The following is a 23,728-nucleotide window of genomic DNA, read 5'->3' as shown; positions in this document are numbered from 1 at the left end:
TGTTACTAATTCTATATTCTAATACCTTTGATACTTATCAAAAGATTCTAATAAGTTAGAAGTTAAATTTTTCATGTGGTTTATTGATGGTTGATTAAAAGGATTAACATTTATCAATTTACTAAATATGATTGTTTCAATCATGAAATACATCATTAAAGAACCTATTGATTTAATACTTAATTTTTCTAATGTTATTGTCCTAATAGGGAGTTTATATTGTTTTAGCATTTGAAATGCTGCTTGATATACTACTTTTAAAGTACAATCTAAGCTTTTATAATTTAAAACATAGTCAATATTATTTTGCATTTCTTTATCATTTTTATTTAAATTCTGATCATAAATTAAAGTAAAAAACTTATCTTTAGGCCCATCAAGATAAAGTTGTAATTGACTATGATGATCTATAGGGGCCATTGCAATAATAGGAGTTATTCCCTTACCTTTTTTACCTGAACTTTCTGCTAGAATTTGTGCTTGCCATTGCAATAAAGATAGCATCCTATATATATAGGAAACTATCACTGAGATATTTTTTTTTTTGGAATGCATATTTGCTAAAAACTTTCCTCCAATAGCAGCAGAACTATGAATACCATCTGATAAAAAAGTATGTAATGTATATCTTGCACCATCACAAAAATCTTTAACATTTATTCCTGCTATTAGTGCTGGCAACAAGCCAACATTAGAAAATGTTGAATATCTACCATTAATATCATCATGATTAAAAATAACGCAATTTAATTCTTTAGCTGCTTTTCTTAAAGTGTTATTATTCTTTCCTGTAATAAAATAAAAATGATCTTTCAGATTTTTAACATTACCATTTTTATACTTTTTTAACCAAAGTGTGAATAAAGTTAATGTTTCTATAGTTTCTCCTGACTTACTAATTACAATAAAAGCTGTTTTATTATAATCCAAATCTTTTTCCAATTCCTGAAAGTTATTAGGTTCAATAGTATATTGATATGTGATTTTTATAGAATCCTCTTTTTGTTTTTCACAAAAAGCTGTTATAGCCATAGGATTTAATATTGCACCACCCATACCAATAATTACTACGTGATTAAAAGTATTTTTAATATATTCAGCAATACTAAATAATCTATTTAAATTTTCATAGGGTGGAGCCTCTTTTAATATTTTAGATGTAGAATTGTTGTTAGATGAAGTTAACGAGTCAATTAATTTTTTAAATTCCTGATCATTACTCTGTGCTGATTTTATCGAGTCATAATTATGATACGTTATATTCAACATAACTATTTATTAATAATAAAATTTCTCTTTTTCATATATGGAAATATTTATATTAATGATAGATTCCAAGAGTTTCATGTGTCATTACAAATATGATAAAAGTGAATACCAAAGATTTTTATATATTTTTCCAGTTAAATCTCCAGCATCATGTTTAGTTGCAGCTTTATATAAAATAGATACATTTTCAAGATCTTCATTTGCTTTATTTTTGTTAATATTTGATATATGATCACTTTGTATAATATTCTTCCATTTATTAATTAACGTAACGAAGTCATCATTATCACAAATAGTGTGATTTAAATTTTTCAAACTAGACCTTAAAATATTAATTGTGATATCATGACAATTCCACATTCCGAAGTATTCAGGTTTGATTTTAGGGATATTTGGAAACCCAAAATCTAATATTTCCCATCTAGTGACATAAGCATGTCTATCTTTACCACTTAAACTTTTTAAACTACCATGCCATAATCTTGAATCAAAAATAACTGCATCCCCTTTCTTAAGCTCAATAACCTTAATAGTTGTTTTATTGCATTTTTTACTTGATATATATGAAGGAGACCAGAAATCAACAGCAGGTTGAATAGGTAGTTTATGGCTTTTTGGAATAAATTGCAAAGCACCTGTTTCATTATCAACATTATCTAGAGCAAGCCATAAGGAAAAATGATATGGAGAATTTGGCGAGTAAGAAATATCTTGATGTAGTGGCACTGCTTCTCTTATATCTTTATTCTTGCAAATTATATTTTTTTTCTGCAACTTAATCTTTTTTTTAAGAATCTTTTCAAGTTTAATTTGAATTATATTATCTAAAGAATTATCAATACATTTTATAATATTTGAAGATGGTCCCCATCTACCAGTACAATAAATATAATTTGAAGAAGATGTATTAATCTCTTCAGCATTGATATCGATTTTTTTCTTTAAATTTAAAATTATATCCACTACCCTTGATTGTGTGACAACATTATTTAAAATAAAAAACCCTTTTTTTTCTAAAATTTCTAGCATAATTATAAATTAGCTTTTATTAAAGTTAGGTATGGTGTTACTTTAACTTGGTGTTTTATGGTGTACCCATTTTTAGATAATAATCTATCCCATTCTTTAATAGTTCTTAATCTACCACCAGTTTCAATCATCATATTAATATCCAGTAATCCACCAGTAGGAGAATTTTGCTCTAAAATTGTTTCAAAAATTAATAATTCTGAAATAGCAAGATGTTTGAATTTTTTGAAGTATTTAACTACTATCTCGTCATCAAAGTAATGCAAATATCTCAATAAAAAAGCGATATTATATTTATTATTTGAAGAATCTAAGTTGGATATTATTTGTACGTCACTATTTTTTAGATAATCTTTAGGAATTTTATTTTTAAATAAAGCAGTAATATCTAAATTAGGCTGTTTTTCAAGTAAATATCGAAAAAATCCTAACGCAGATCTACCAAAACATATAATTTTCTTATTAGAAAAATCAAATTTTCCTATAAAATTACTTAAATCTTTAACTGCGTAACCTTCTAAAGCTTTGAAATAATTTTGTAAATTATAATCATTTGATTCATTATCTTTAAATGATTGATGGCTTAATATTTTAGGATTTTGAAGCAAATCTGGTAAATTTAACCACCCATTAACAGCTACTTTTGCCCACATTATTGCTGCAGAGGGGAAGAATGTTTTATTTTTTATTGATAGCAAGTTGCCCTTATTAGTGAGACTCCAATAATTTTTATTACAAATAATAAGATTTAATTCCCATAAAGCTCTTAAAATACGAATTAAGTTATCTTGAGGAATTTGTAAATTTTTTACTAACTCGGCAGTAGTTGATGGCAAATATTCAAATATATTTAATTTTATAGCAGCGTTTATAATAAATATTTTCCAGAAATCTACCATATCAGAAGATAATTGTGCTTCTGATATTCTTGTATCCTCTTTATTTAGCCTGTGTACTATTTGGTTTTTTGCATTAATTTGAAAAATACTGCCGTCAAAAGTTTCTACTCTTGCTAGGTCATTATAAAAATGTTCTACATTTTTATATCTTGATGGGTATAGTGGTTTACCGAGTTTATCAATATGTACCCACCCACTTATTTCTTCTGCTCTGGCATAACCTTTATGGTAAATATCAAGTTGATTAAACCACTGATTATGAATATATTCTCCTTTATTATTAATGTGAGTTGCAGAATTTGATATATATACAACAGCTATACCATCTTTAAAATCACCTACATAATCATATTTCTCTTCATAAATAGGGTTTCCATTAATATCTATATGATAATATTGTTCTTTTTCTCTAACAACACATAAATCTTCTTGATAATTACCAACCCATTCATAACTTGTTTGGTATATACGATTTCCATTAATATCTATATGAAAATATTTATTATCAATTGAAACTGCGGCGCGATTACAATAAAATCCATATGATGTATCAAATTTTAATTTATAAACGGGCCTTCCATTAATTTGAATATGGTATGCACCAGAATTATCTTTTACAGCAGCAAGTCCAATATTTGCAAATTTAAGAACAGAAATAAATCTATTATTATAAAGAGGATTTCCTTCATAACAATGATGAGTGCCACATGGAGAAATACAAATTTTATTAAGTTCTACAGTCATTTTTTAACCAGCAAGAGATTTCTTCATATTACAGCCTTGACAAAGCTCTTTTGATAAATAAGACGCTTGAAGTTTACGATAATCTTTACTTGTCCATATATCTTGTAGATTTTGCTCTATAACATTGCCAAATGTACCAAGAGATTTTCTTAATTCATCAGGAGCACAACAAGGATTAAATTCACCTTCTGTATTAACCCATGCTTCTTTCCCTAAAAATGGACATATCCCTCCAGGTGCTATATCTTTTATTGCCTCTTCATTTAATATATCTATATTCTCAAGAACTAACTTTTCACCATTAGGAAGAAGATTTTTATTAACTATTTGGTATACTTTTTCAACAGTCTTATTCCATTTTTTAATTGATTCCTTGCTTCTTCTCATGGATTGATCTTTAATTTCATCAAAATGTGTCCAAAGATGGTGTCCTTTCACTCTATCAACCCCAAGCTTTATAGCAAATTTTATTAATTCAGGTATTTCGTCAACATTTCTTTCTAAAAAAGTTAACTGCAATGTAACTCTACATCTATTACTATTATTTAATGCATAATTATTTCTTACTTTAATAAAAGTTTTTAAATTAGACGTTACCATTTCCCAATTAGAACCTATCATTATCTCTTCATGAGTTTCTTTACTTGCTCCATTCCAAGAAATTTTTACATCTGATAATACTGGTACTAATAAATCAGCCCATTTTTGCACTCCTTTTATTGGAAAAGACCCATTAGTTGTTAGATTTAATTTCAGGTTATATTTATGACAAAGTTCTATAATTTTTTCAAAATCTTTATAAAGCAATGGCTCTCCCATTGTAGAAGGAATAATTTCCTTTAGTGGCGTACCTACAGATTCAGCTAAAACTTTTTCTATAGTTTCTATTGGCATAACGCGTTTTTTTATTCTATTTGCGACTCTATCCTTTTTTACTGTACTATATGGAGAAAAACATTCACACATAACACATTGAAAATTACAATGATCTGGGTTAGTATCAAAAGTAATGCGCCATGGACCTAGCTTTGAAGGAGTTTGTTTATTATTATGTTGCATAAGATTACCGTATATTGTTTCAATTTCTGCTGTATGTGACTTAATATCTGGAATTTGCTTATTAGTAGTATATAAATACCCTTTTTCTCCTAATTTTTTAGCAAGATCTGGTTTATCAATAAATAGTTGCATTTTTTCAGCCAAATCTGCATCATCTCTATGTTGGAACAAAAGTCCATTTTTAAGATGCTGGACATATTCACTCATTCCGCCAAAATTTGCAGTAACAACAGGAATATGTACTTGTTGTGCTTCATGTATAACCAATGGGGAATTCTCTCCCCAAATTGAAGGAACAACTATAGAATCAACTTCATTAAACACAGTTTCTACAATTTTATCATTGTTATATCCTCCCATCCATTTAATATTTTTACTAGCTTTTGGTAGTAACGAACTTTCTATAAATTTTAAAGCATCCGTATCATCTCTTGAAGCTCCCCAAATTTTTAATCTCACATTACCTTTTAACCTTGAAAAAGCTTTTAATAAAATATGGATGCCTTTTTGAGGGGTATGTGTGCCAATATATCCAAAAACAAATGATTTTTCTTTTATTCTCTTCCTCTTTTTTAGTTTTTCTAAATTGAATCCATAATCTAAATAGGTAATTTTTTCTTTTGGTACAGAAAATTCATCAACAAATTTTCCTAATAAATATCTAGATGGTGCAATAAAATAATCTATATAATTTATAATTAATTTAGTTTGCTTCATTCTGTTATGAACCCAATTTTTCCAATATAAAAAATCTCCCTCAAAATTTTCTTTCTCCCCAGTAAAACTTCCTTTATAACATTGCTTTACACATTTAGAATCTTCTTGACCATCACATAACTCCCAAGGTTCTTTCGAATTTCTCTGAATAAATTGTCCTCTTGGACACATTAACCAGAAGTCATGTAAAGTAAAAATAGATGGTATATTATTATTTTTCGTAATTTTAGGTAAATTTAGCGAAAGATAATTAAGATGACCAAAATGTACAATATCTGGCTTAAAAGAGTTTAATATATTTTGAAAAATTTCATCAGTTTGTATATGTATGAATTGATCGCGATATTTTAGACGTGGCATATTAATGATATGTAACAGTATCCTTGGGTCAGTTGGATCAAGTTCAGTCTTATAATAATAATCAGAAATAAAACTATTTTCCTGACGTGTAAAAACTTGTACTTCATGCCTATTAGACAACTCCTGCGCTAATGTTCTACTATAAACTTCAGAACCTGCGCTATATCTAGGCGGATAACCGTGTATTACTTTCAATATTTTCATTTATATCTACTATATCTAAATGGTATATTTTTGCTGTTTGAGCATTGAGCTTTTCTATGTATTTTATTAAGCCACTTTTTATATCATTAGTTGGTTGCCACTTTAATAATGATTTTGCTCTGGTATAATCTCCATAAAACTTTGATGGATAAATTGAGTCTTTTGGTCTTAATTGAATATTTGATGAGCTATTAGTTAATTTTAAAATTAAATTAGCTAACTCAAATAAAGATGTACCTTTTCCTGTAGTAAAATGCATAGCCGGTAGTGATTCATTACTTGAAGATAACACTTCGACAGTTTGCATAATGCCTTTTGCCACATCTTCTACAAATGTAAAATCCAACAGTGAATCCTTTCCATTCACTTCTAATGCTTGGTTATTAAGAGCATTCCAACAAAATGCAGGAATAACTCTTTCGGAATAATCATGTGTTCCACCATAAACATTAGAAAATCTCAATATTGAAGTTTTTAAACCAGCTTTTTTTGCCTCAACTACAATGCCTTCTGCATCTATCTTGCTTTTTGCATATTGATTATGTGGTTGAAATATGCAATCTTCATGAACTGGAAAAATATCTTGTTGTCCGTATACTTCTCTACTACTAGCATAAATAAGCCATGGGTTTTTAGCTGATTCGATACATGCATTAACAACATTCCTTGTACCTTCAACATTAACTTTCTTACATAATTGTGGGTTTTTCTCTCCCCAAATTACTCTTGATATAGCGGCAAGATGGATAACCCCTGTACAATTACTAATCAGCTTTTGAAGGACATTATAATTTAATATATTACTATCTATGGTATTATCTCTAATATCAATGGTAATAATATTAACATTTAAATCCTTTAACATTTTTACTAAAGTGGATCCTATTAAACCAAGTGATCCTGTAACGAGTATTGTTTGCACTATAATTCCTCCTTAATTTCGTCTACCTGGGTAAAGTAATGGTGTAAATATTCTACTCCATCTTGAAACATTTCAATACTACAATTGTGAAATTGCTGATACTTATCATATACATATTCAACAGGAGTATTGATATATTGTTCTCTTATTTCTTCTGAAAATAGTGTTAAAGTTACTTTAGTTAAGTAATCAGTTAGTACTAAACCACTTAATAACATAATTCCTTTTTTAACTGAAAAAAACCCTTCATAAAAACTATTAAATGACATAGAAGCACTTTGCTTCATATTAAAATAAATATATATTGCATCCATTAAATAGGGAATGGTTATTTCAGCAAAATTTTTCGGATTTTCTTTCGTCAAATCTTTATGATAAGCATAACATTGTAACCCGCTTATAGCTGCATTATTAAAAGCATCAAAAAATAATAAGGAGTTATTTAAGTTTGGAATTAAAAGTTTATTAGTTATAGAATTGAATAAACCTAAAAAGTTATATGCAATAATTTCCTTACTACAATGGCTTAAGAAGTCAGATGAATTATTTATTGATAACTCATCTATGTTATGATGAGTTTTAGCTGCATGTAATTGATTCAAATAATCAAATACTTTAACCTTTACAAAATATATAGCAGAACTAGATAATGCTGCTCCAAATTTTACTGCCAGTGTTATATCTTTGTTTGGAAAAAAGAAAGCAGCTGTTAAGCTAGTTGATAAATGCGCTCCAACCCATAAATAATTAGCTTGAAAAAATCCAAACATTGAAATGATATTTTCAAAATCTTGAGGAATAACAGGGTGTACTAATGGATTGATAATTTCTGCTGAAAAATATTTGACTGTAGGAGCATTTTCTATAAGCTCTTTAATAGCAAAAAATATAAAAGCAACATCACTCTGTGATCTTGAATGCAATTGGATTATTTTAGTTGCTATATTAAAAACATTATCATGCCTATAAAGAATTATATCTCCGGTTTTTTCTTGTTGTAAACATATGCCGTCTAAAAAGTTGAACTGTAATGCATCATTGCTATACATATGCCCTTCAGCAAGTGTACCAAAAAAGGTGCCCAATACAGCATCATGTGTTACATATAGAGTCACTACATCTGATTGTAATGAAGGTAAAATGGCAGATAATAGTAATTTTGTCCCTTCATCTTTACTTCTCATACCAATTAAAGAATGATCTAGGAGTTGTTTCCGAATTATTTCTGGGACTGTATTTAATTGAAAGTTTTTAACTGCTTTTTGTCCATTATATACATATGCTTCAGCTAAATATTGAGAATGCTGTACGTTTATAGCATTCTGTTCTCCAATTAATATATTTCTACCAGTTTCAACACACCTATCAGCAGGACTGCTAAATACTTGAGAAAATTTTTCAACTCGTTGTAAAAAAACTTTGCCTAATTTTTTAGCATCTATTTTACCTTGAGCAGTTAATTCACAAGCATGATCTTGATTTGGATCATCTGCATAAAAACGTTCTGCATGTCTAATAACAAAGGTTGTTGGCAACCCCTCCTTTAGATTACTAAAAATACCATTAATATATTTTTCTGGATTATGACTATGTACGTCATCCAATAATTTTGGTATACTCTCACCATAAGTCAAGGCTCCGTCTAAACCTTGTAAGCCAAGAGAAATTAGCTTTTCAGAAATATGATAAACTTCATTTCCCCTATATAATCTCATTATATTATCTTTCCCTAGTTGCAAGCCTATCCCATCTAAATAAGTAAACCATAACTCTTCATGATCATATATGGGCACTCCAGTTAATGTAGCAAAAAACATAGCAAGCACAGAATCATGACTTACATATAAAGAGGTTTTTTTTCCTCCTGTGAGATCCATTAAAATATTTTTTAATAATAATATGGTTCCTTCATCTGTACTCCGTATTCCCTCTAAAGACTCTCCTAAAAAAAGTTTCTTTATCACAGTACGAACTGGAAATTGTTTAAAATGCTCTATGGCAACTGTTGGTTCAAATGCATAGGCTCTTTCTAGATCTTGCCACTGCTCAACTTCAATATGACTTGCACTTTCCTTGGCGATATTGCTTGCTGTTTCTATGCACCTACCTACTGGGCTACTAACAATTTTATTAATTTGTCCAACAGTATTGGCAAAAATTTCTCCTAATTGTTTAGCATCTTCCTTACCTTCAGGAGTGAGTGTGCACTTAAAATCTTCCTCTATATTGGCGGTTGAAAAACGTTTTGCATGTCTTATTATAAAAACTGTAGGTAGATCCTTGGAAATACTTTCTAAGACTTGTTTGATATGCATAAGCTTTTAAATATTTTACAATTCCCACTTACTAAAGCATATTCTTTTTTTAAAGAAAAGAACTTTTAAATCATGATTAACTACTATAAATCGGTAGATATACTATCACATTCTAATTCTTTTGCAGTAATAGTACCATTTTCAATGGTATAAAACATTATCAAAAAAATCACTAGTAGTGCAGTTATCTCGTTTCTCTATATATTCATCTCCATGATGAATTATAACAATCAATGAGTTTTGTAGACAAGAATCATTTTTTATTTTATGAGTAATAATTTTTTGAGATTGCATATCTAAAGGAGCAAAAGCTTCATCCAAAAATAAAATGCCCGGACACTCAATAAAAGCTTTTATTAAAAATAATTTTTTAAGCTGCCCTCCACTAAGCTCTTGACACCAATTATGAGATTTATGTAATAATTTTTCACTTAGCAAATTATCATCTCGTTCTATTTTTAATTCTTTAAATAACTCTAAAATCTTATTTTGCTTATATAGATTTCCTTTGTCTAATTTTTTAGGATATGTAATGAGCTCAAGTAAAGTAATATCTAAAGGACAAAAATCTTTTTGAGGAACTATTAAAATTTGTTCATCGGAAGGATGTGATATTATCCCTTTAACGTACTTAAAACTATCATCAAATATATTTTTAGAAAGGAAATATATTAAAGATAAAAAAGAAGATTTGCCACTCCCATTCTCCCCAGTTAGCCAGTATATATTACCTTTTACAAGTTTTAAATCTTTTATTATTAAACTTATATTTTTTATTTTTTCTCCCCGGGTAAAATGTAGATCTTCTATAATAAATTCCGTACTATTCGTACTATTGCTTTTTAACTCAACTTTATACCTATCTATATCATTTTGATTTAGTAATAAATTTAATTCTTCTAGTCTTTCCAGAGAAGAATTTATAGATTCAATATCTGCTTGATGTTTAGAACTAAAACAAATTACATCTGTTACTGCTTTTAATACAACTGTAAATAAAAATAAATCCTCACTACCAATTGCTTTATAATATATGAGCGTTGCTACTCCATAACGTAATACATTATATAAAATTTCAATATTATAAAGCCATTCAGTATGTGATAATACATTTTTTAAATAGTCATATTTTGATATATTATCTAATAAACTATTTTGTTCATTTAACCAGGTTTCTTTAGTATTTTCTAATCCTCCTTTTTGTAATAAAGTAACTAAATTTTCTCTAGTATTTTGTTCATTTTGATCAAACTTGGTTTCCATTAATTTATTTATATCCAAATATTCTTGTTTTAATTTTGTAATGTGTTGAGAAAACTGTTTATAAATAGCATCTATTGATATAGCTAGTGGAAAGATTACAAAAATTTCCTTACGTAATATAGTAATAAGTGCTAATTTCGGCAATAAGTAAATTATATCATTAATGATTCCATAATCGTTACCATTAACATTTTCAACAAATAATCTATTTATTAAATTTGAAATATCATCTAAATAATCTTTTATTGCATATTTTGCAGTTCTTGAGACAGGTATCAAAGATGATTCATTTAATATATTTTCTAATAATTCAGACCTTAAACTTACTTTTAATTGGTGAGTATAGTATGTATTACTAACATCACAAAATATTCTAGATAAAAGATATGGCACTGCAGTTGCTAAAATATAACTAATAATTTTCGCTTTATATTGCTGCATATCAGCTGGATTTAAATTATTTTGGTTTAAAGCTAGAGCAAAATATTTATTAATTAACGATTGCTCTTGACGCATATAATAATTACCTAACAAGCCTGCTCCAACATATAAATTACTACTAGTAATTAAAAGTTTTTCTGTTTCGATTGATAACTTTTTTTCATTAAAAAGAGAATGTGTAGTTTTATATACTGCCTCTATTGTATCGTAAGGAAATACTTGTTTAATAATTTCTTTTTGATATCTAGAAAGCAACAATCCAGTTACACAACCTATGTGCCATGCAATTTGAGGAGATAAATAGGGAGATAATATATTTTTAGCAAAATTAGCTCCAAGTAATGATAAAGTTATGGGATTATTACCTGCTTCAAATACTACAGTTTCTCCATATGAAATTACCCCAATTCCCATAGAAAAACATTGTGATATACCATTTTTTACTGACACCAAATAACTAATGACTGGTATTACAAATTGATCCCATGTTGTTGTGTCATAAAAAATTTTTAATACAATACTTGTGCTGCTTGATGCTAAAAAATTATATAGCTTATTGTGTGAAAACATCGGTCTACTATATAAAAATGAGGTAACTATTGGAATATAACTATAAGAAAGGCTATCTACTATTTTTAGATCTATAAAAAATTCATTTGTAGCAGCTATTATACCAAATAATACACCTTCACTCACCTTAGCACTTAAGCGCTCATTAACTGAATAGGTGGTAACAATCCTATTAAAAAGAAAAGTAGTGGCTGTCAAAAGGTATTTATTATAGTTATCATAAATAATTTCTTGCATATTGAAACTAAAAACCTCTATATTTTTTGTTATTAAACCTTATTCTCAAGTAAAATTAAATAATTATTTTATAGATTTTCAGAATTAACTAATACTATGTTTAACATAAAAAAAACAAATTATATCATAGAAATTTTAAAACCATTCTTTCTTCAATTATTTATAATTTTATTATTAATTTTAATCTGGACTTGTTCAGAAACATTCTTACTTTATATATTAAAATGGACTATTGATGATCTACATCAAACCACTTTTACTAATGAAAAATATTGGTTATATATAGGTCTATTTATTCTAATAATATTTTTTATTGAAATGCCAATGCGCATTGCTAATTTTTTGCATGCTAAGTTATCACCAAAAATATCACATATATTACGAGATAAACTTACTGCAAAATTATTAAAAAAAGATTTAATGTTTTTTAATCATAATAAAATTGGAGACCTTTCTTCTAAAATTGCTCAACTTCCCAATGCAATTGAAAATACAATTAAAACTTCATTATACGGAGTTATCGCAGGTAGTTTTAGCTTCTTAGTAATGATTGCATTAATTGCTTTAGATTTATGGACTATAGGAATTTATTTTGTCATATGGTATGTTTTGATGATAACAATAGGAATTTATTTTATTAAAAATACTATAAAATTATCACAAAGCTATGCTCATGATATAAATCTTGCAAATGCTGAGCTTACAGAATTATTACAAAATATTTTAAATATAAAAGTTGCAGCAAAAGAAAGTTATGAAAGCTTCAGAATAAAAAAATTCTATAATAATATAGCACATAATCAGACGTTACTAGAAATACTGCTATTTAAAGCTGATACATTAAGAAGTATAATTTCAGCATTTTTGCTTATAGGATTATTTAGTTTTTCACTACTACAAGTATTAAAAGGATTAGCTACAGTTGGAGATTTAACTTTTATTACAAGCGCAGCATTTATCGCACGACGTGATATCTGGAGAGTTTCCTTGCAATTAACAGAGATTTATAAAGATTTTGGCTTTATAAAAAAAATACAAGCTATTGCTAGTTCAAGTTCTCAGCAATCAAGTAAAAAAACTCTCACAAATATAAAATCAATGAAATTAGATCATGCTTATTTTAGCTTTAATAAAAATCAATGTATACTTAAAGATATTAACCTTGAAATTAAAGAAGGACAAAAAATTGCATTAGTAGGTACATCTGGCGCAGGAAAAACTACTCTTGCAAAAATTTTACAAGGGGTTTATAGATTACAGCAAGGAAATTTTTTAATCAATGGTACCGATAACTATTATGATTTTTCTTCAAATAACATAATAAGCCATTTAACTTATATCCCTCAAGAGCCAATTTTATTTAACCGCTCTATAAGAGACAATATTACTTATTTAGATAATCAAGCAGATGATGAAAAAGTGAAGAAAATTGCAAAGATAACACTTTGTGAAGATTTTATTAACCAACTACCCTTAAAATACGAAACTATATTAAGTAACTTAGGTAACAATCTTTCTGCTGGACAAAAACAAAGATTGGCATTAGCCAGGGCACTATGTTCTAAAACAAAGTGGCTTGTACTTGATGAACCATCTTCAGCCCTGGATTCTATCACAGAAATAAGTTTAATAAAAAATTTATTATCTCATTGCCAGGACTACACTTTGATATTTATAACGCATAATACTAAAATCATGGAGTTAATGGACGAAATCGTTTTTTTACAGCATGGTAGCATAGTAGCAAAAAACAATTATACTAACCTAAATAAAAAATTTACTACTTACAACAATTTAATTAATCAAATAAGTTATGACAAGTAAAATCATTGATTTAAGAAGTGATACAACAACACTACCTACAAGCAGGTTAATAAAAGACATGATAAATGCTGAAGTAGGTGATTATGCTTATGGAGAAGATAAAGCTTACAATGAATTGGTCGAATATTGTAAAAATTTATTTAAGGTAGAAGATGCGATATTTGTAACCAGTGGTATGCTTGCTAATAGATTAGCTATCATGTCTCAATCTGAACCTGGTGATGAAATTATAACTGAATATGGATATCATATTAATTTTTTTGATAGTGGTGCAACAGCTAAAGTTTGTGGTGTAGTTCTGAATTGTATACATTCTAATAAAGGTATTATCACTGTAAATAATATTCAAAAGGCGATTAATTCAAAACCAAGATATAAAACATTTGCTCAGGTTAAACTCGTTATAATTGAAAATACGATTAATAGTAGACAAGGTAAAGTATTCCCTTTTACTATACAGAAAAAAATCTATAAGTACCTTCAAGACCATAATATTAATTTGCACCTTGATGGAGCAAGGATCTTTAATGCACATATAAAAACTCAAGTTCCATTAAGTGAATATGCAAAATACTGTGATACAATAAGTTTTTGCTTTTCTAAAAGTTTAGGAGCTCCTTTCGGTTCAATGCTTTTAGGTAAAAAAGATATTATAGAGAAAGCAAAGAGATATCAAACTTGGCTTGGAAGCGGGTTTCACCAAATCGGATTTCAAGCTAAAGCTGCACAATATGCAATAAAAAACCATATTTCTAAAATTAAGATAGATCATTATAATGCAGAGTTACTTGCTAGTATGTTATCTAATATTAAAGAAATAAAACTATTAGGCTCTACTGAAACTAATATGGTTTCTTTTGATATTTCTAACCTAAAAGTAACGAATGATATTTTCCTAGATTATTGTGCAATGAATGGATTGTTACTATTTCCTTGGTTAGAAGGGCAGATTAGAGCGGTGCTACACATGGGTGTTACTAAAACTGATATAGAAAAAGCATATCAAATTATCAAAAATTGTATTCAAAAAATAAAAAAGGCAAAAAATGAAAATAAAAATTGATTACTTCAGCGATACAAATGTCACACCTTCCAAAGAAATGTTAAATTACATGATTAAAGCAAAAGTCGGTAATGAAGCTGCATGTGAAGACCCTACTACAAATGATCTAATTGAAAAAATTTGCCAATTACTCGGTAAAGAAGCAGCAGTATTTTTACCTACTGGCACTATGGCTAATAGTATAGCTTATAGAGTGCATTGTGATAGACCAGGAGATATAATAGTACTAGATGAAACGTCACATCCTTTAAAAGTTCAATCAGGTTCTATTGGTGGCTTGGTTCATGCAAATTCATACACTATTTCTGGTGATAGAGGTATCTTCACAAAAGAACAGATTTTACCCATAGTGAAAAAAGGAGTAGGACGTAATTTACCAAGAGTAAGATTAGTATCTATAGAGCAAACTACTAATTTTGGCGGTGGAGCTATATGGCCTATACAATCATTAAAAGATATTAGTAGTTATTGTAATAAACATGGCATATTAGCACATCTTGATGGAGCAAGAATTTTTAATGCTTGTGCTGCTACTGGAATATCAGTAAAAGATTACTGCCAATATTTTGACTCTGTTTATGTTGATTTTGCTAAAGGTCTAGGGGCACCTATAGGAGCTATTCTTGCTGGAAACAAAAACTTTATTGAAAAAGCTTGGTATTATAAATTCCAACAAGGAGGCTCTTTACATCAATCAGGAATTCTTGCAGCCGCATGTATTTTTGCACTTGATAATAATATACAAAACCTTATTCTTGATCATGAAAAAATAAAAATACTTGCAGAAGGATTAGAGAGCATTCCATGGATTAAAATTGATAAAGAACTTTATAAAACTAATATTCTTTATTTTCAGCTACAAAATACAAAACATACAACTAAAAGTCTTATTGATGTTTTATTAAAACATAAAATTAGAATGTTAGCCATAGACGATAAAATTAGAGCCATTACTCATATGGATATTTCTTTCCATGATATTCATGAAACAATAAAAATAATGCGTACTATCTTTAATTAATCAAAGCATTACAAATTAAATACCAATATGAAATTTTAGCAGAAGATTATAAAATAGTTAGGCAAAGTGAAATCGATTAAAGTGCAAAAATTATAAAAAAGAAACGGCCGTTTTGTAAAGAGATTATTTACCAATGAATATTTGCTTTTTCTTGTCTATTATTATAAAGTATAAATAGCTTTTTACCTTTTCTTGAATAAAGTTCTTTTTTACTCTAATTTTTGTTCTTATTTTACCCTTAATTAAGATATATCATTACATTTTATTCTTTTATGGTGCATTTACTTAATAACTACTTGCTATTATATTTCTATTGCTATAAATATATACTATATGTTAATTTATACATTATTCTTATGGAAAAGTCTTTATACTCTACTATGAATGAAAAAGGACAGATAACTATACCTGCACTTATTAGAAATAAACTACGACTAAAAGCTAGTAATAAATTTGAATTCATTAATAAGGGTGATTCTATTATTATGCTCCCTGTTAATAGATCCCTCAAAGATTTAAAAGGATTTCTTCCTAAGCCTGATAAAACATTATCTTGCGATGAAATGAATGAAATTATTAAAAATAAGTAAATGATCGCAATTGATACTAATATTCTTGTCAGGTATATAACTCAAGACGATCTGCAACAAGCCGAAGCTGCTGAAAACTTATTGGCAATTTATAACAATAAACCCCAATCTATTTTTATAAATAATATTGTTTTATGTGAATTTATCTGGGTTTTAGAAAAAGGTTATAAATACACTCAACAACAAATCTCATCAACTATTAGAATTATACTTTCTACTGAAGAATTTGCTTTTGAATATCACAACGTGCTTTGGCTCGCTCTTGAAGAATATGAACTTAAAAATACAGATTTTTCTGATTCTCTTATTTCTAAACTTAATTATAATTTGGGATATAAGCAGACTTTTTCTTTTGATAAATCTGCCATTAATAACAATCTCTTTACTCCTTGTGATTAATGATCTTAGGATATATTAGAATCTCTACTTCTTTGCAAGATTTAAAAAATCAAAAAAATTCTATTAATGAATTTGCTAGAAAAAATAGTTTTATTGTTGATAAATTTATAGAAGTTGAAATTTCTTCAAGAAAAAATCAAAATGAGCGTAAAATTAATGAAGTTTTTGCTACTCTTCAAGAAAATGATATTTTAATCATTACTGAATTATCAAGACTGGGTAGAAGTCTTTCAGAAATTTTAAAAATTGTTAATTGCTTAATTGAAAAAAAAGTAAAGCTTATTACTATCAAAGAAGGTATCAATTTGCAAAATAAGCACTCTATCCAATCTAAGGTCTCAATTACAATGTTTGGGTTATTTGCAGAACTTGAAAGAGATTTAATTAGTGACAGAACAAAAGTAGCACTTGCTGCAAAAAAAGCCCAAGGAGTTAAGCTTGGTAGACCTAAAGGAGCTGGCAAATCTAAATTAGAACCTCATAAAGAACAAATTCAAGAGTTACTAGATAAAAAGGTATCAATGCTTTCTATCTCTAAAATTCTAGGTGTCACCTACCCTACTCTCTTTTCTTTTATTAAAGTTCGCAATATGAAAAATAAAAAGAAAAATAATGTCGATCTAGAAAATAATAAAAAATTCATGAGAGTTCAACTTTCTTTAAATATAGAAAACAATACAAAATATGTAAGAGGGAAAAAGAAAGTTATTGAGGAAATTGAAAATTGGATTCTCCCTGATTACGATTCTGCTTATAAAAAACTTGGGGATAGAGAATATATTTTAAAGGTAGAATATAAAAACAAAAAGGATTTAGATGATTCAATGTATGAGTTACTTCATAAAATTGCTACTGCAGCTGATGATAGACATTGCTTTTCTGATGATACTACAATTCAATCTCTAGATGAAGAAAATAGATATTGGGGTTAGTTGCAGGTTAATTGGAAAAACACCCTTATTTTTTATGATTTTCCTGATTTGACGATTAGCAGCTTCTATAATATTGGTTGTATAAATAGCTTTTCTAATTTCCTCAGGAAAGACAAAAAAAGGGCTAATTCCAGCCCAATTGCGCTTCCAGATATCAGAAATAACCGGATATTTACAATCCCATTTTTTGTAAATTCCTCTAGCTCTCTAGCACCTTCTTCCTCGCTTGTAGAGCCGTAAATCTTCTTTAAATCTGTTGTCACTTCTTTTAAATCTTTATGTGATACATATTTTACTGGATTACGCACCATATGCACAATACACAGTTGTACTGTTGTGTCTGGAAAGACACTATTTATAGCCTCTGTAAAACCCTTGAGGCCATCTACGCACGCTACATATATTTTTTCTACACCTCTATTTTTTAGCTCTGTCACTACTTGCATCCAAAATTTAGCTCCTTCATTTTTGCTTATCCATATACCTAATAACTCCTTTTTGCCTTCCATATTAACTCCTATAGCCAAGTACACTGCTTTATTTATTACAGTATGATTATCTCTTACTTTTACATGTATGCAATCCAAATATAATATGAGAATGTTGAGATCTAAGGATTTGAGAAAATTAAAAGAGAAAAATAGTTGATATGATGTTATTATTGAACAAGAGAGGGAAAATCAGGTCAATTCTCTGCTGATTATATTGAAAATTAGCTAGCAGATTGGGCTATTTCATATTCTTGATTAATGAAACCGAATTGATTCACTGGTTTAAGCACTCAGAACCACAAGCCGTTTCAAATTAAAACATATGGCGTTCATAAATTCTGCAAATTGATTCTTTGCAATACTAAGATAACGCAGTAGCTTGTTATCTTGCGCGAAAACACGCTCAAATGGCGACCTAATTTTCGTATAATATTTATCTAAATCAAAATTCTTACCCTTCATATTATTCTTTTTAACAGCGCAAAGATGCACTCCCCTTCTTGCTGCTGCAATTTTTGCAGTAGCAGTGCAATATCCTTTATCTGCATAAGTTGCGCCACTTTTTGGCAATACATGAGCAAAACCCTGAGCATCAGTTAAATTAGCAGGGGTAATTGCAACTTTGTTAATCATACCAGACTGGATGTCCACACTAACATGCTTCTTGTATCCATACCAAAATTTGCTACCTCCCTTGCAACCTATCTTAGCCTGCTTATCCCTCGCAACTTTAGGCAAAACCTCATTATTGAGCTTGTCATATTTCTTCTTTCTAGCTTCATCACGTTCCTCCCAAAGGCTAGCCTTTGATATTAAATAGCTTGCATCTACAAAAGTAAAAACTTCACTCATATACCCAGCTGCTCTCAATTGATCTCTGAATATTGCAAATATCTTCGACAAAAGATTAGTGCCTAATTTCTTGCGTATCTTGCTAAAAACACTGTAGTCCGGTGTGCGCTCCGTTAGATCAAAATCGCAAAACCACTTTGCGGCATTGCTATCCCCCAAATACCTCTCTAATTCTCTGTCAGAAATATCTTCCATAAACTGCAGAAGAAGACACTTAAACAGCCGAAATACACCGTATCCCTTGTAGTTATTTCTACTCTCTATTTTGCCTAACTCCTCTTCTACCATTTCAAAATCAAAAATAGCTTTAAATTTTCTGTAATCGTGATTTTTGCTCACCAACTGATCCAAACTCACCATATTAATTTGTTTTGACATCTCTTTGTACCGCTTTTTGTTCTCAACTTATTTTACCAAATCCTCTTCTGGATTTCAACACTCTCAATATTGGGTATACCACTATCCAATAACCTTGTTTGCCAGCTGTTTACTTCTTCTATTACACCATCCGTTACTGTTTATATTAGGTCTTTTGATACCTCTGTTTGATATATTTTTTATTTAGCTTTTAGCGCTGTATAAGACCTCTATAATTTAAATTTTGAACTTTCACATAATTCTTTAGCTTTTTTAATGATTTCCTGAGGCATATTAGGTTTTATTAATATTAAATCAAATACTTTATATTTTTCATCTTTGCAGCTCATATAGCTATGTTGTGTATACAGTATTATAGGAACATACTTGTATTTTGCTATTTCTTTAAATGTGTTCGCAAATTCAAGACCATTTATAACAGGCATTTCGTAATCTGTTATTACAACGTTTATATCTGGTGTATTTTCTGCTATTAATAATTCTATTGCATACTTAGCGTTATAGGCACTTATTACTTCAAAACCTTCATTTGTAAAGCATTTGCTCAAAAAATTTATAACATATGGGTTGTCATCTACCAATAATACTGTGGGCATTAGCTTAAATTTCTTTACAAATTGATAGTAACGTGGATGGTATCATAACTTATTTAAAGCACATAATATTTTTATATCTAAGATCAGAACTTTCTTTCAATTAGTGTCTACTAGTGATTGTATATATAGTTATATCTAACACTTATTTAATAAAAATAAAATGTTTCTGTGAAAATAATTTTATAGTATAAATAATCATTGTATTTCACTAAATACTATTTACCTTATCCTGATAATATTAAAAATAACTATCCTTATGAATGAAATTGATAAGAAAAGAGTATTAATAGTAGATGACAATCCTTATATATTAAAGATATTAGCAACGATGCTGAAATTAGAGAATTTAGAAATTACCACTGCTAAAAATGGAGAAGATGCTTTACATCTAATAATTAACGAAACCGAAGGAAAGTTTGATATAATAGTAACGGATTATCAGATGCCTATAATAAATGGACAAGAATTAGCAGATACACTAAGGTCATATGATGAGTACTGCCATACACCAATAATTTTAGTGACGCAAGCAACTCATATAAGATATGAAAATGACGATAAATATAAAGTATTCAATAAAATTTTATACAAGCCTATAACTGATAAATTTATAGCAGAAATTAAAAATTCACTTTTAGGAAGAAGTAAAGGTAAGTAGGTGCAATAATCAGTTTACTAATTTTATAATATCATATACATGCAAACATATTTAAACAATCTTACTGTACTTGATATAGCAATAGTTGCAGCGCATTTATTAATTTGTATATGTATAGGATTTTATCATTTAAAAACTATAAAAACAGATAAGGACTTCTGTACATTGAGAAAAAATAAAAATTTACCTTCAATTTTAGTATGTACAATTTTTGCAACCGCAATAGGTGGTGGTACTATTGTAGGTTATATTGATGAAATTTATAAAAACCCAATAGTTTTGATTTATGTATTAATGCAACCTTTCCTTTGGATTATTACAGGTAAAATAGTAACGTCAGGAATTTATAAATTTCAAAATTGTACAACACTCACCCAAATAATGTACAACCTTTTCGGAAGATATGGTAAGATCATAGCTTTTTGGACAGTACTAATAGATTGTATAGGAGCTACTACAATACAAATTTTAGCATTTTGGGGCTATATGCAATTATTTTTTTAAGATAGATTTATGGCATGGTATTATTATAGGGATAGCAGTGATTAATATCTATTCTATTTTAGGTGGGTTACGAGGTATCATAGCTATAGACGTATTCCAATTTTTAATTTTTTTCTTAGTCATACCAGCTTCTTATGTTGTAACAATTAAAAATGCAAGTTTTACTGGGAATTTTATAAATTCTATTTCACTATCAAATTACGATGTAGAATTCAATTTACCTATAGCTATAGGACTTTTAATAGCATCATTAATACCTGAATTAAGTGCTCCTTTTATGCAAAGATATTTACTATTAGCTAGTAATGTAAAAGTTCTTAAATCAGTTTTTAAAAAGTTATTTATGATAACTATACCATTTATGCTTTCTATTTGCCTAATAGCATATTTAGTTATCATTAAATCAATAAATGAACCTTTTTCTTCTAATATTATTTTTCATTATATTGAATGGTTACCTTTGGGTATTAAGGGTTTGATGATATCAGGACTTTTTGCTATTCTAATGTCAACAGCAGATTCTCATATGAATGCTACTAGTACCATTATTACAAATGATTTTATAAAACATTACTTTCCAACATTAGGAAGTAAAGGGCTATTAGTTGTTATGAAGGTTATTATATTGGTGCTATCACTCTCCCCATTTATTCTTATAATTTATAAAGAGCACTTATTTCAGTTAATGTTAGTATTAAGAAGTTTTGGTACTAATATGCTAATTATACCATTAGCAGCTTCTTTATTAGGGTTTAAAATTAATAAAAAACAGTTTATATCTAGTTGTTTTTTCAGTACGCTGTTTACAACTCTAACTGTTTTATTATTTAATCAATATCCTTTATTATTAACTTTTATAGGTATTTTAGGAAGTTTTACAGGATTAATTTGGAATAAAAATTTATATAAAATTTTTGTTGAAAGAGTAAATGGATTATATCATTTACTTTATAATATTGTTATAAGCCTGTTCTTTAAGATTAAGAAATTTAAATGTATATACCTTACAAGCAAAATTAATAAAGATATTGAAACTAAATCAACAATGTTAAATAACTTTAGTTTATTTATTTTTTCTTATTATTTTATTTTTTCTTTATATCTTGATAATACTAAAAATCTTTTACCTTATTTAATAATAATAGGATATGGATTGGTTCTTATATTCATGGTAAGAGATATACTATTCCCAGAAAAGTTGGTGAAAAAGTATTATAATATGTGTTATTATATATGCGTCATCTTTTGCCTACCATTAGTATCAAGTTATTTGCTGTTCTATTACACATCTCATAGTAATGACAGTCATATTTGGGTTATTAACTCATTATTAACTACTTTTTTATTATATCAATTTCTTAATTCCATCACATTTCTAATAAGTATGACTATAGGATTTATATTAGGGTGTATCTTATATATGGTAGAAGCAAGTACAATTAATATAGGTTATTCTTTTCATTTAGTTTTTTATATTTATCTATCATTAATTTTTGTATCACAAATTATTATGAGGGAAAAAGAGAAAAAATCTGTTCAAAAAGATAAACTTCAAAAGGAAAAGTTAAGTATGATGCAAGTGTTTGGTGAGATGATAGCGCATGAAATAAAAACACCTATATCTATCACAAGTATGCAATCTTACCTATTTAAAGATGTTCTTGATAATATGGAAAAAGATACAGCAAATGTAGAAATACATTATACAAAAGAAGATTTTATAATGAAAAGAGAGAATTATGAGGTGCTTAAGGATGCAACTAATATGCTAATAGATATAAGTCAACATGGATTAAATACAGTTGATAACCTTTTAACATCGTTAAGGGGTTCAGTACAAAATGAAGAAAAGGGAGTTATATTAATTGGAGATGTAATACAAGCGGCAATTAAAGAATATACATTATATATTCCTGAGCTCAAAAACATAAAATTGTACATAATAGACAACTTTAAGGTTGAATGTTCTTTTAATAGCTTAAAATATGTAGTAATAAACCTTATAAAGAATTCTTGTGCACATAGTGGATATAATATAAAAATAGAGGTGAGAGCAGAAAATAATGAATTGTATTTTAAAGATTATGGTAGAGGAATAAAAGAGGAAATTATAGGGAAGATATTTGATAAGTTTTTTACCCAAAGCAAAAGTGGTATAGGTATTGGTCTTTCTTTCTGTAAAGTAATCATGGAGGATATTGGCGGATCAATCAAATGTGAGTCAATAGAGGGAAAATATACTACTTTTATACTAAAATTTCCTAAAAAAGATTAAAAAAACCTTGACACTATATATAGGTGGGTGATAATTAGAGCTAAAGTTGCTTTTGACGTTAGCAACATAAACAAATATAAAGGGGTTATTATGATCAAAATCAAAAATAAATTATT

18 protein-coding genes and 1 pseudogene are annotated in these 23,728 nt (G+C 28.1%); 9 read left to right on the top strand and 10 right to left on the bottom strand.

Annotated elements, in window-relative coordinates:
* Positions 1–18: 18 nt before the first annotated feature.
* The 7 genes from N3Z17_RS04470 to N3Z17_RS04440 form a co-directional block, all read right to left on the bottom strand.
* Positions 19–1,269, bottom strand: coding sequence for a hypothetical protein (locus N3Z17_RS04470; RefSeq protein WP_282471534.1), 1,251 nt, complete (start codon positions 1,267–1,269; stop codon positions 19–21).
* Between the two features lie 84 nt (positions 1,270–1,353).
* Positions 1,354–2,298, bottom strand: coding sequence for a phytanoyl-CoA dioxygenase family protein (locus N3Z17_RS04465; protein WP_282471533.1), 945 nt, complete (start codon positions 2,296–2,298; stop codon positions 1,354–1,356).
* 2 nt (positions 2,299–2,300) lie between these two features.
* Complete coding sequence (locus N3Z17_RS04460; protein WP_282471532.1) at positions 2,301–3,941, bottom strand: WG repeat-containing protein; 1,641 nt, start codon at positions 3,939–3,941, stop codon at positions 2,301–2,303.
* Positions 3,942–3,944: 3 nt separating this feature from the next.
* Positions 3,945–6,281 carry a glycosyltransferase gene (locus tag N3Z17_RS04455; RefSeq protein ID WP_282471531.1) on the bottom strand — a complete coding sequence of 779 codons (2,337 nt, stop codon included), beginning with the start codon at positions 6,279–6,281 and terminating at the stop codon, positions 3,945–3,947.
* Positions 6,244–7,203 (bottom strand): NAD-dependent epimerase/dehydratase family protein, encoded by a 960-nt coding sequence (locus N3Z17_RS04450; RefSeq protein WP_282471530.1) that lies wholly within the window; start codon positions 7,201–7,203, stop codon positions 6,244–6,246. The genes N3Z17_RS04455 and N3Z17_RS04450 overlap by 38 nt, the downstream gene beginning before the upstream one ends.
* Positions 7,203–9,518: a histidine phosphatase family protein gene (locus tag N3Z17_RS04445; RefSeq protein WP_282471529.1), complete on the bottom strand. Its 2,316-nt coding sequence runs from the start codon at positions 9,516–9,518 to the stop codon at positions 7,203–7,205. The genes N3Z17_RS04450 and N3Z17_RS04445 overlap by 1 nt, the downstream gene beginning before the upstream one ends.
* A gap of 141 nt (positions 9,519–9,659) precedes the next feature.
* Entirely contained in the window at positions 9,660–12,029 is a 2,370-nt protein-coding gene (locus N3Z17_RS04440) for an ATP-binding cassette domain-containing protein (RefSeq protein ID WP_282471528.1), read from the bottom strand.
* Between the two features lie 96 nt (positions 12,030–12,125).
* Here N3Z17_RS04440 and N3Z17_RS04435 point away from each other — a divergent pair, with 96 nt between their 5' ends.
* The 6 genes from N3Z17_RS04435 to N3Z17_RS04410 all read left to right on the top strand — a co-directional run bounded on the left by N3Z17_RS04435 (position 12,126) and on the right by N3Z17_RS04410 (position 17,858).
* A complete protein-coding gene (locus N3Z17_RS04435; RefSeq protein ID WP_282471527.1) occupies positions 12,126–13,853 on the top strand; it encodes an ABC transporter ATP-binding protein in 1,728 nt (575 codons plus the stop codon).
* Positions 13,843–14,916, top strand: coding sequence for a threonine aldolase family protein (locus N3Z17_RS04430; protein WP_282471526.1), 1,074 nt, complete (start codon positions 13,843–13,845; stop codon positions 14,914–14,916). The genes N3Z17_RS04435 and N3Z17_RS04430 overlap by 11 nt, the downstream gene beginning before the upstream one ends.
* A complete protein-coding gene (locus N3Z17_RS04425) occupies positions 14,900–15,937 on the top strand; it encodes a threonine aldolase family protein (protein ID WP_282471525.1) in 1,038 nt (345 codons plus the stop codon). Before N3Z17_RS04430 ends, N3Z17_RS04425 begins: the two co-directional genes overlap by 17 nt.
* Positions 15,938–16,293: 356 nt before the next feature.
* Complete coding sequence (locus N3Z17_RS04420) at positions 16,294–16,527, top strand: AbrB/MazE/SpoVT family DNA-binding domain-containing protein (protein ID WP_282471524.1); 234 nt, start codon at positions 16,294–16,296, stop codon at positions 16,525–16,527.
* Complete coding sequence (locus N3Z17_RS04415) at positions 16,528–16,926, top strand: PIN domain-containing protein (protein WP_236869984.1); 399 nt, start codon at positions 16,528–16,530, stop codon at positions 16,924–16,926. It begins immediately after the preceding gene.
* Positions 16,926–17,858 (top strand): recombinase family protein, encoded by a 933-nt coding sequence (locus tag N3Z17_RS04410; RefSeq protein ID WP_282471523.1) that lies wholly within the window; start codon positions 16,926–16,928, stop codon positions 17,856–17,858. Before N3Z17_RS04415 ends, N3Z17_RS04410 begins: the two co-directional genes overlap by 1 nt.
* 12 nt (positions 17,859–17,870) lie before the next feature.
* Here the strand turns inward: N3Z17_RS04410 and N3Z17_RS04405 are convergent.
* The 3 genes and pseudogenes from N3Z17_RS04405 to N3Z17_RS04395 all read right to left on the bottom strand — a co-directional run.
* Positions 17,871–18,478, bottom strand: a pseudogene (locus tag N3Z17_RS04405) (IS256 family transposase); the annotation flags it as partial.
* A gap of 153 nt (positions 18,479–18,631) precedes the next feature.
* Positions 18,632–19,579: a transposase gene (locus N3Z17_RS04400; protein ID WP_282471522.1), complete on the bottom strand. Its 948-nt coding sequence runs from the start codon at positions 19,577–19,579 to the stop codon at positions 18,632–18,634.
* Positions 19,580–19,788: 209 nt separating this feature from the next.
* A complete protein-coding gene (locus N3Z17_RS04395; protein ID WP_282471521.1) occupies positions 19,789–20,175 on the bottom strand; it encodes a response regulator in 387 nt (128 codons plus the stop codon).
* A gap of 256 nt (positions 20,176–20,431) precedes the next feature.
* On the opposite strand from N3Z17_RS04395, the gene N3Z17_RS04390 reads away from it, so the two are divergent.
* From N3Z17_RS04390 to N3Z17_RS04380, 3 genes are read left to right on the top strand one after another with little or no spacing between them, the layout of a single operon-like run.
* On the top strand, positions 20,432–20,833 hold the full coding sequence (locus N3Z17_RS04390; protein ID WP_282471520.1) for a response regulator: 402 nt from the start codon (positions 20,432–20,434) through the stop codon (positions 20,831–20,833).
* A 39-nt stretch (positions 20,834–20,872) separates the two neighbouring features.
* Positions 20,873–21,337, top strand: a complete 465-nt coding sequence (locus tag N3Z17_RS04385) for an SLC5/6 family protein (protein WP_282471519.1) — start codon at positions 20,873–20,875, stop codon at positions 21,335–21,337.
* Between the two features lie 37 nt (positions 21,338–21,374).
* Positions 21,375–23,612, top strand: coding sequence for an ATP-binding protein (locus N3Z17_RS04380; protein ID WP_282471518.1), 2,238 nt, complete (start codon positions 21,375–21,377; stop codon positions 23,610–23,612).
* Positions 23,613–23,728: the final 116 nt, after the last annotated feature.

The sequence above is a fragment of the Candidatus Bandiella numerosa genome (assembly GCF_029981845.1).
Taxonomy (GTDB): domain Bacteria; phylum Pseudomonadota; class Alphaproteobacteria; order Rickettsiales; family Midichloriaceae; genus Aquirickettsia; species Aquirickettsia numerosa.
This window is presented reverse-complemented; position numbering and strand designations above follow the sequence as displayed.

Bases quoted from the DNA above. Each gene is read 5' to 3' on its own strand.
- N3Z17_RS04470 (WP_282471534.1), bottom strand. From the start codon at position 1,269: ATGTTGAATATAACGTATCATAATTATGACTCGATAAAATCAGCACAG.
- N3Z17_RS04465 (WP_282471533.1), bottom strand. From the start codon at position 2,298: ATGCTAGAAATTTTAGAAAAAAAAGGGTTTTTTATTTTAAATAATGTT.
- N3Z17_RS04460 (WP_282471532.1), bottom strand. From the start codon at position 3,941: ATGACTGTAGAACTTAATAAAATTTGTATTTCTCCATGTGGCACTCAT.
- N3Z17_RS04455 (WP_282471531.1), bottom strand. From the start codon at position 6,281: ATGAAAATATTGAAAGTAATACACGGTTATCCGCCTAGATATAGCGCA.
- N3Z17_RS04445 (WP_282471529.1), bottom strand. From the start codon at position 9,518: ATGCATATCAAACAAGTCTTAGAAAGTATTTCCAAGGATCTACCTACA.
- N3Z17_RS04440 (WP_282471528.1), bottom strand. From the start codon at position 12,029: ATGCAAGAAATTATTTATGATAACTATAATAAATACCTTTTGACAGCC.
- N3Z17_RS04435 (WP_282471527.1), top strand. From the start codon at position 12,126: ATGTTTAACATAAAAAAAACAAATTATATCATAGAAATTTTAAAACCA.
- N3Z17_RS04430 (WP_282471526.1), top strand. From the start codon at position 13,843: ATGACAAGTAAAATCATTGATTTAAGAAGTGATACAACAACACTACCT.
- N3Z17_RS04425 (WP_282471525.1), top strand. From the start codon at position 14,900: ATGAAAATAAAAATTGATTACTTCAGCGATACAAATGTCACACCTTCC.
- N3Z17_RS04420 (WP_282471524.1), top strand. From the start codon at position 16,294: ATGGAAAAGTCTTTATACTCTACTATGAATGAAAAAGGACAGATAACT.
- N3Z17_RS04415 (WP_236869984.1), top strand. From the start codon at position 16,528: ATGATCGCAATTGATACTAATATTCTTGTCAGGTATATAACTCAAGAC.
- N3Z17_RS04410 (WP_282471523.1), top strand. From the start codon at position 16,926: ATGATCTTAGGATATATTAGAATCTCTACTTCTTTGCAAGATTTAAAA.
- N3Z17_RS04400 (WP_282471522.1), bottom strand. From the start codon at position 19,579: ATGTCAAAACAAATTAATATGGTGAGTTTGGATCAGTTGGTGAGCAAA.
- N3Z17_RS04395 (WP_282471521.1), bottom strand. From the start codon at position 20,175: ATGCCCACAGTATTATTGGTAGATGACAACCCATATGTTATAAATTTT.
- N3Z17_RS04390 (WP_282471520.1), top strand. From the start codon at position 20,432: ATGAATGAAATTGATAAGAAAAGAGTATTAATAGTAGATGACAATCCT.
- N3Z17_RS04385 (WP_282471519.1), top strand. From the start codon at position 20,873: ATGCAAACATATTTAAACAATCTTACTGTACTTGATATAGCAATAGTT.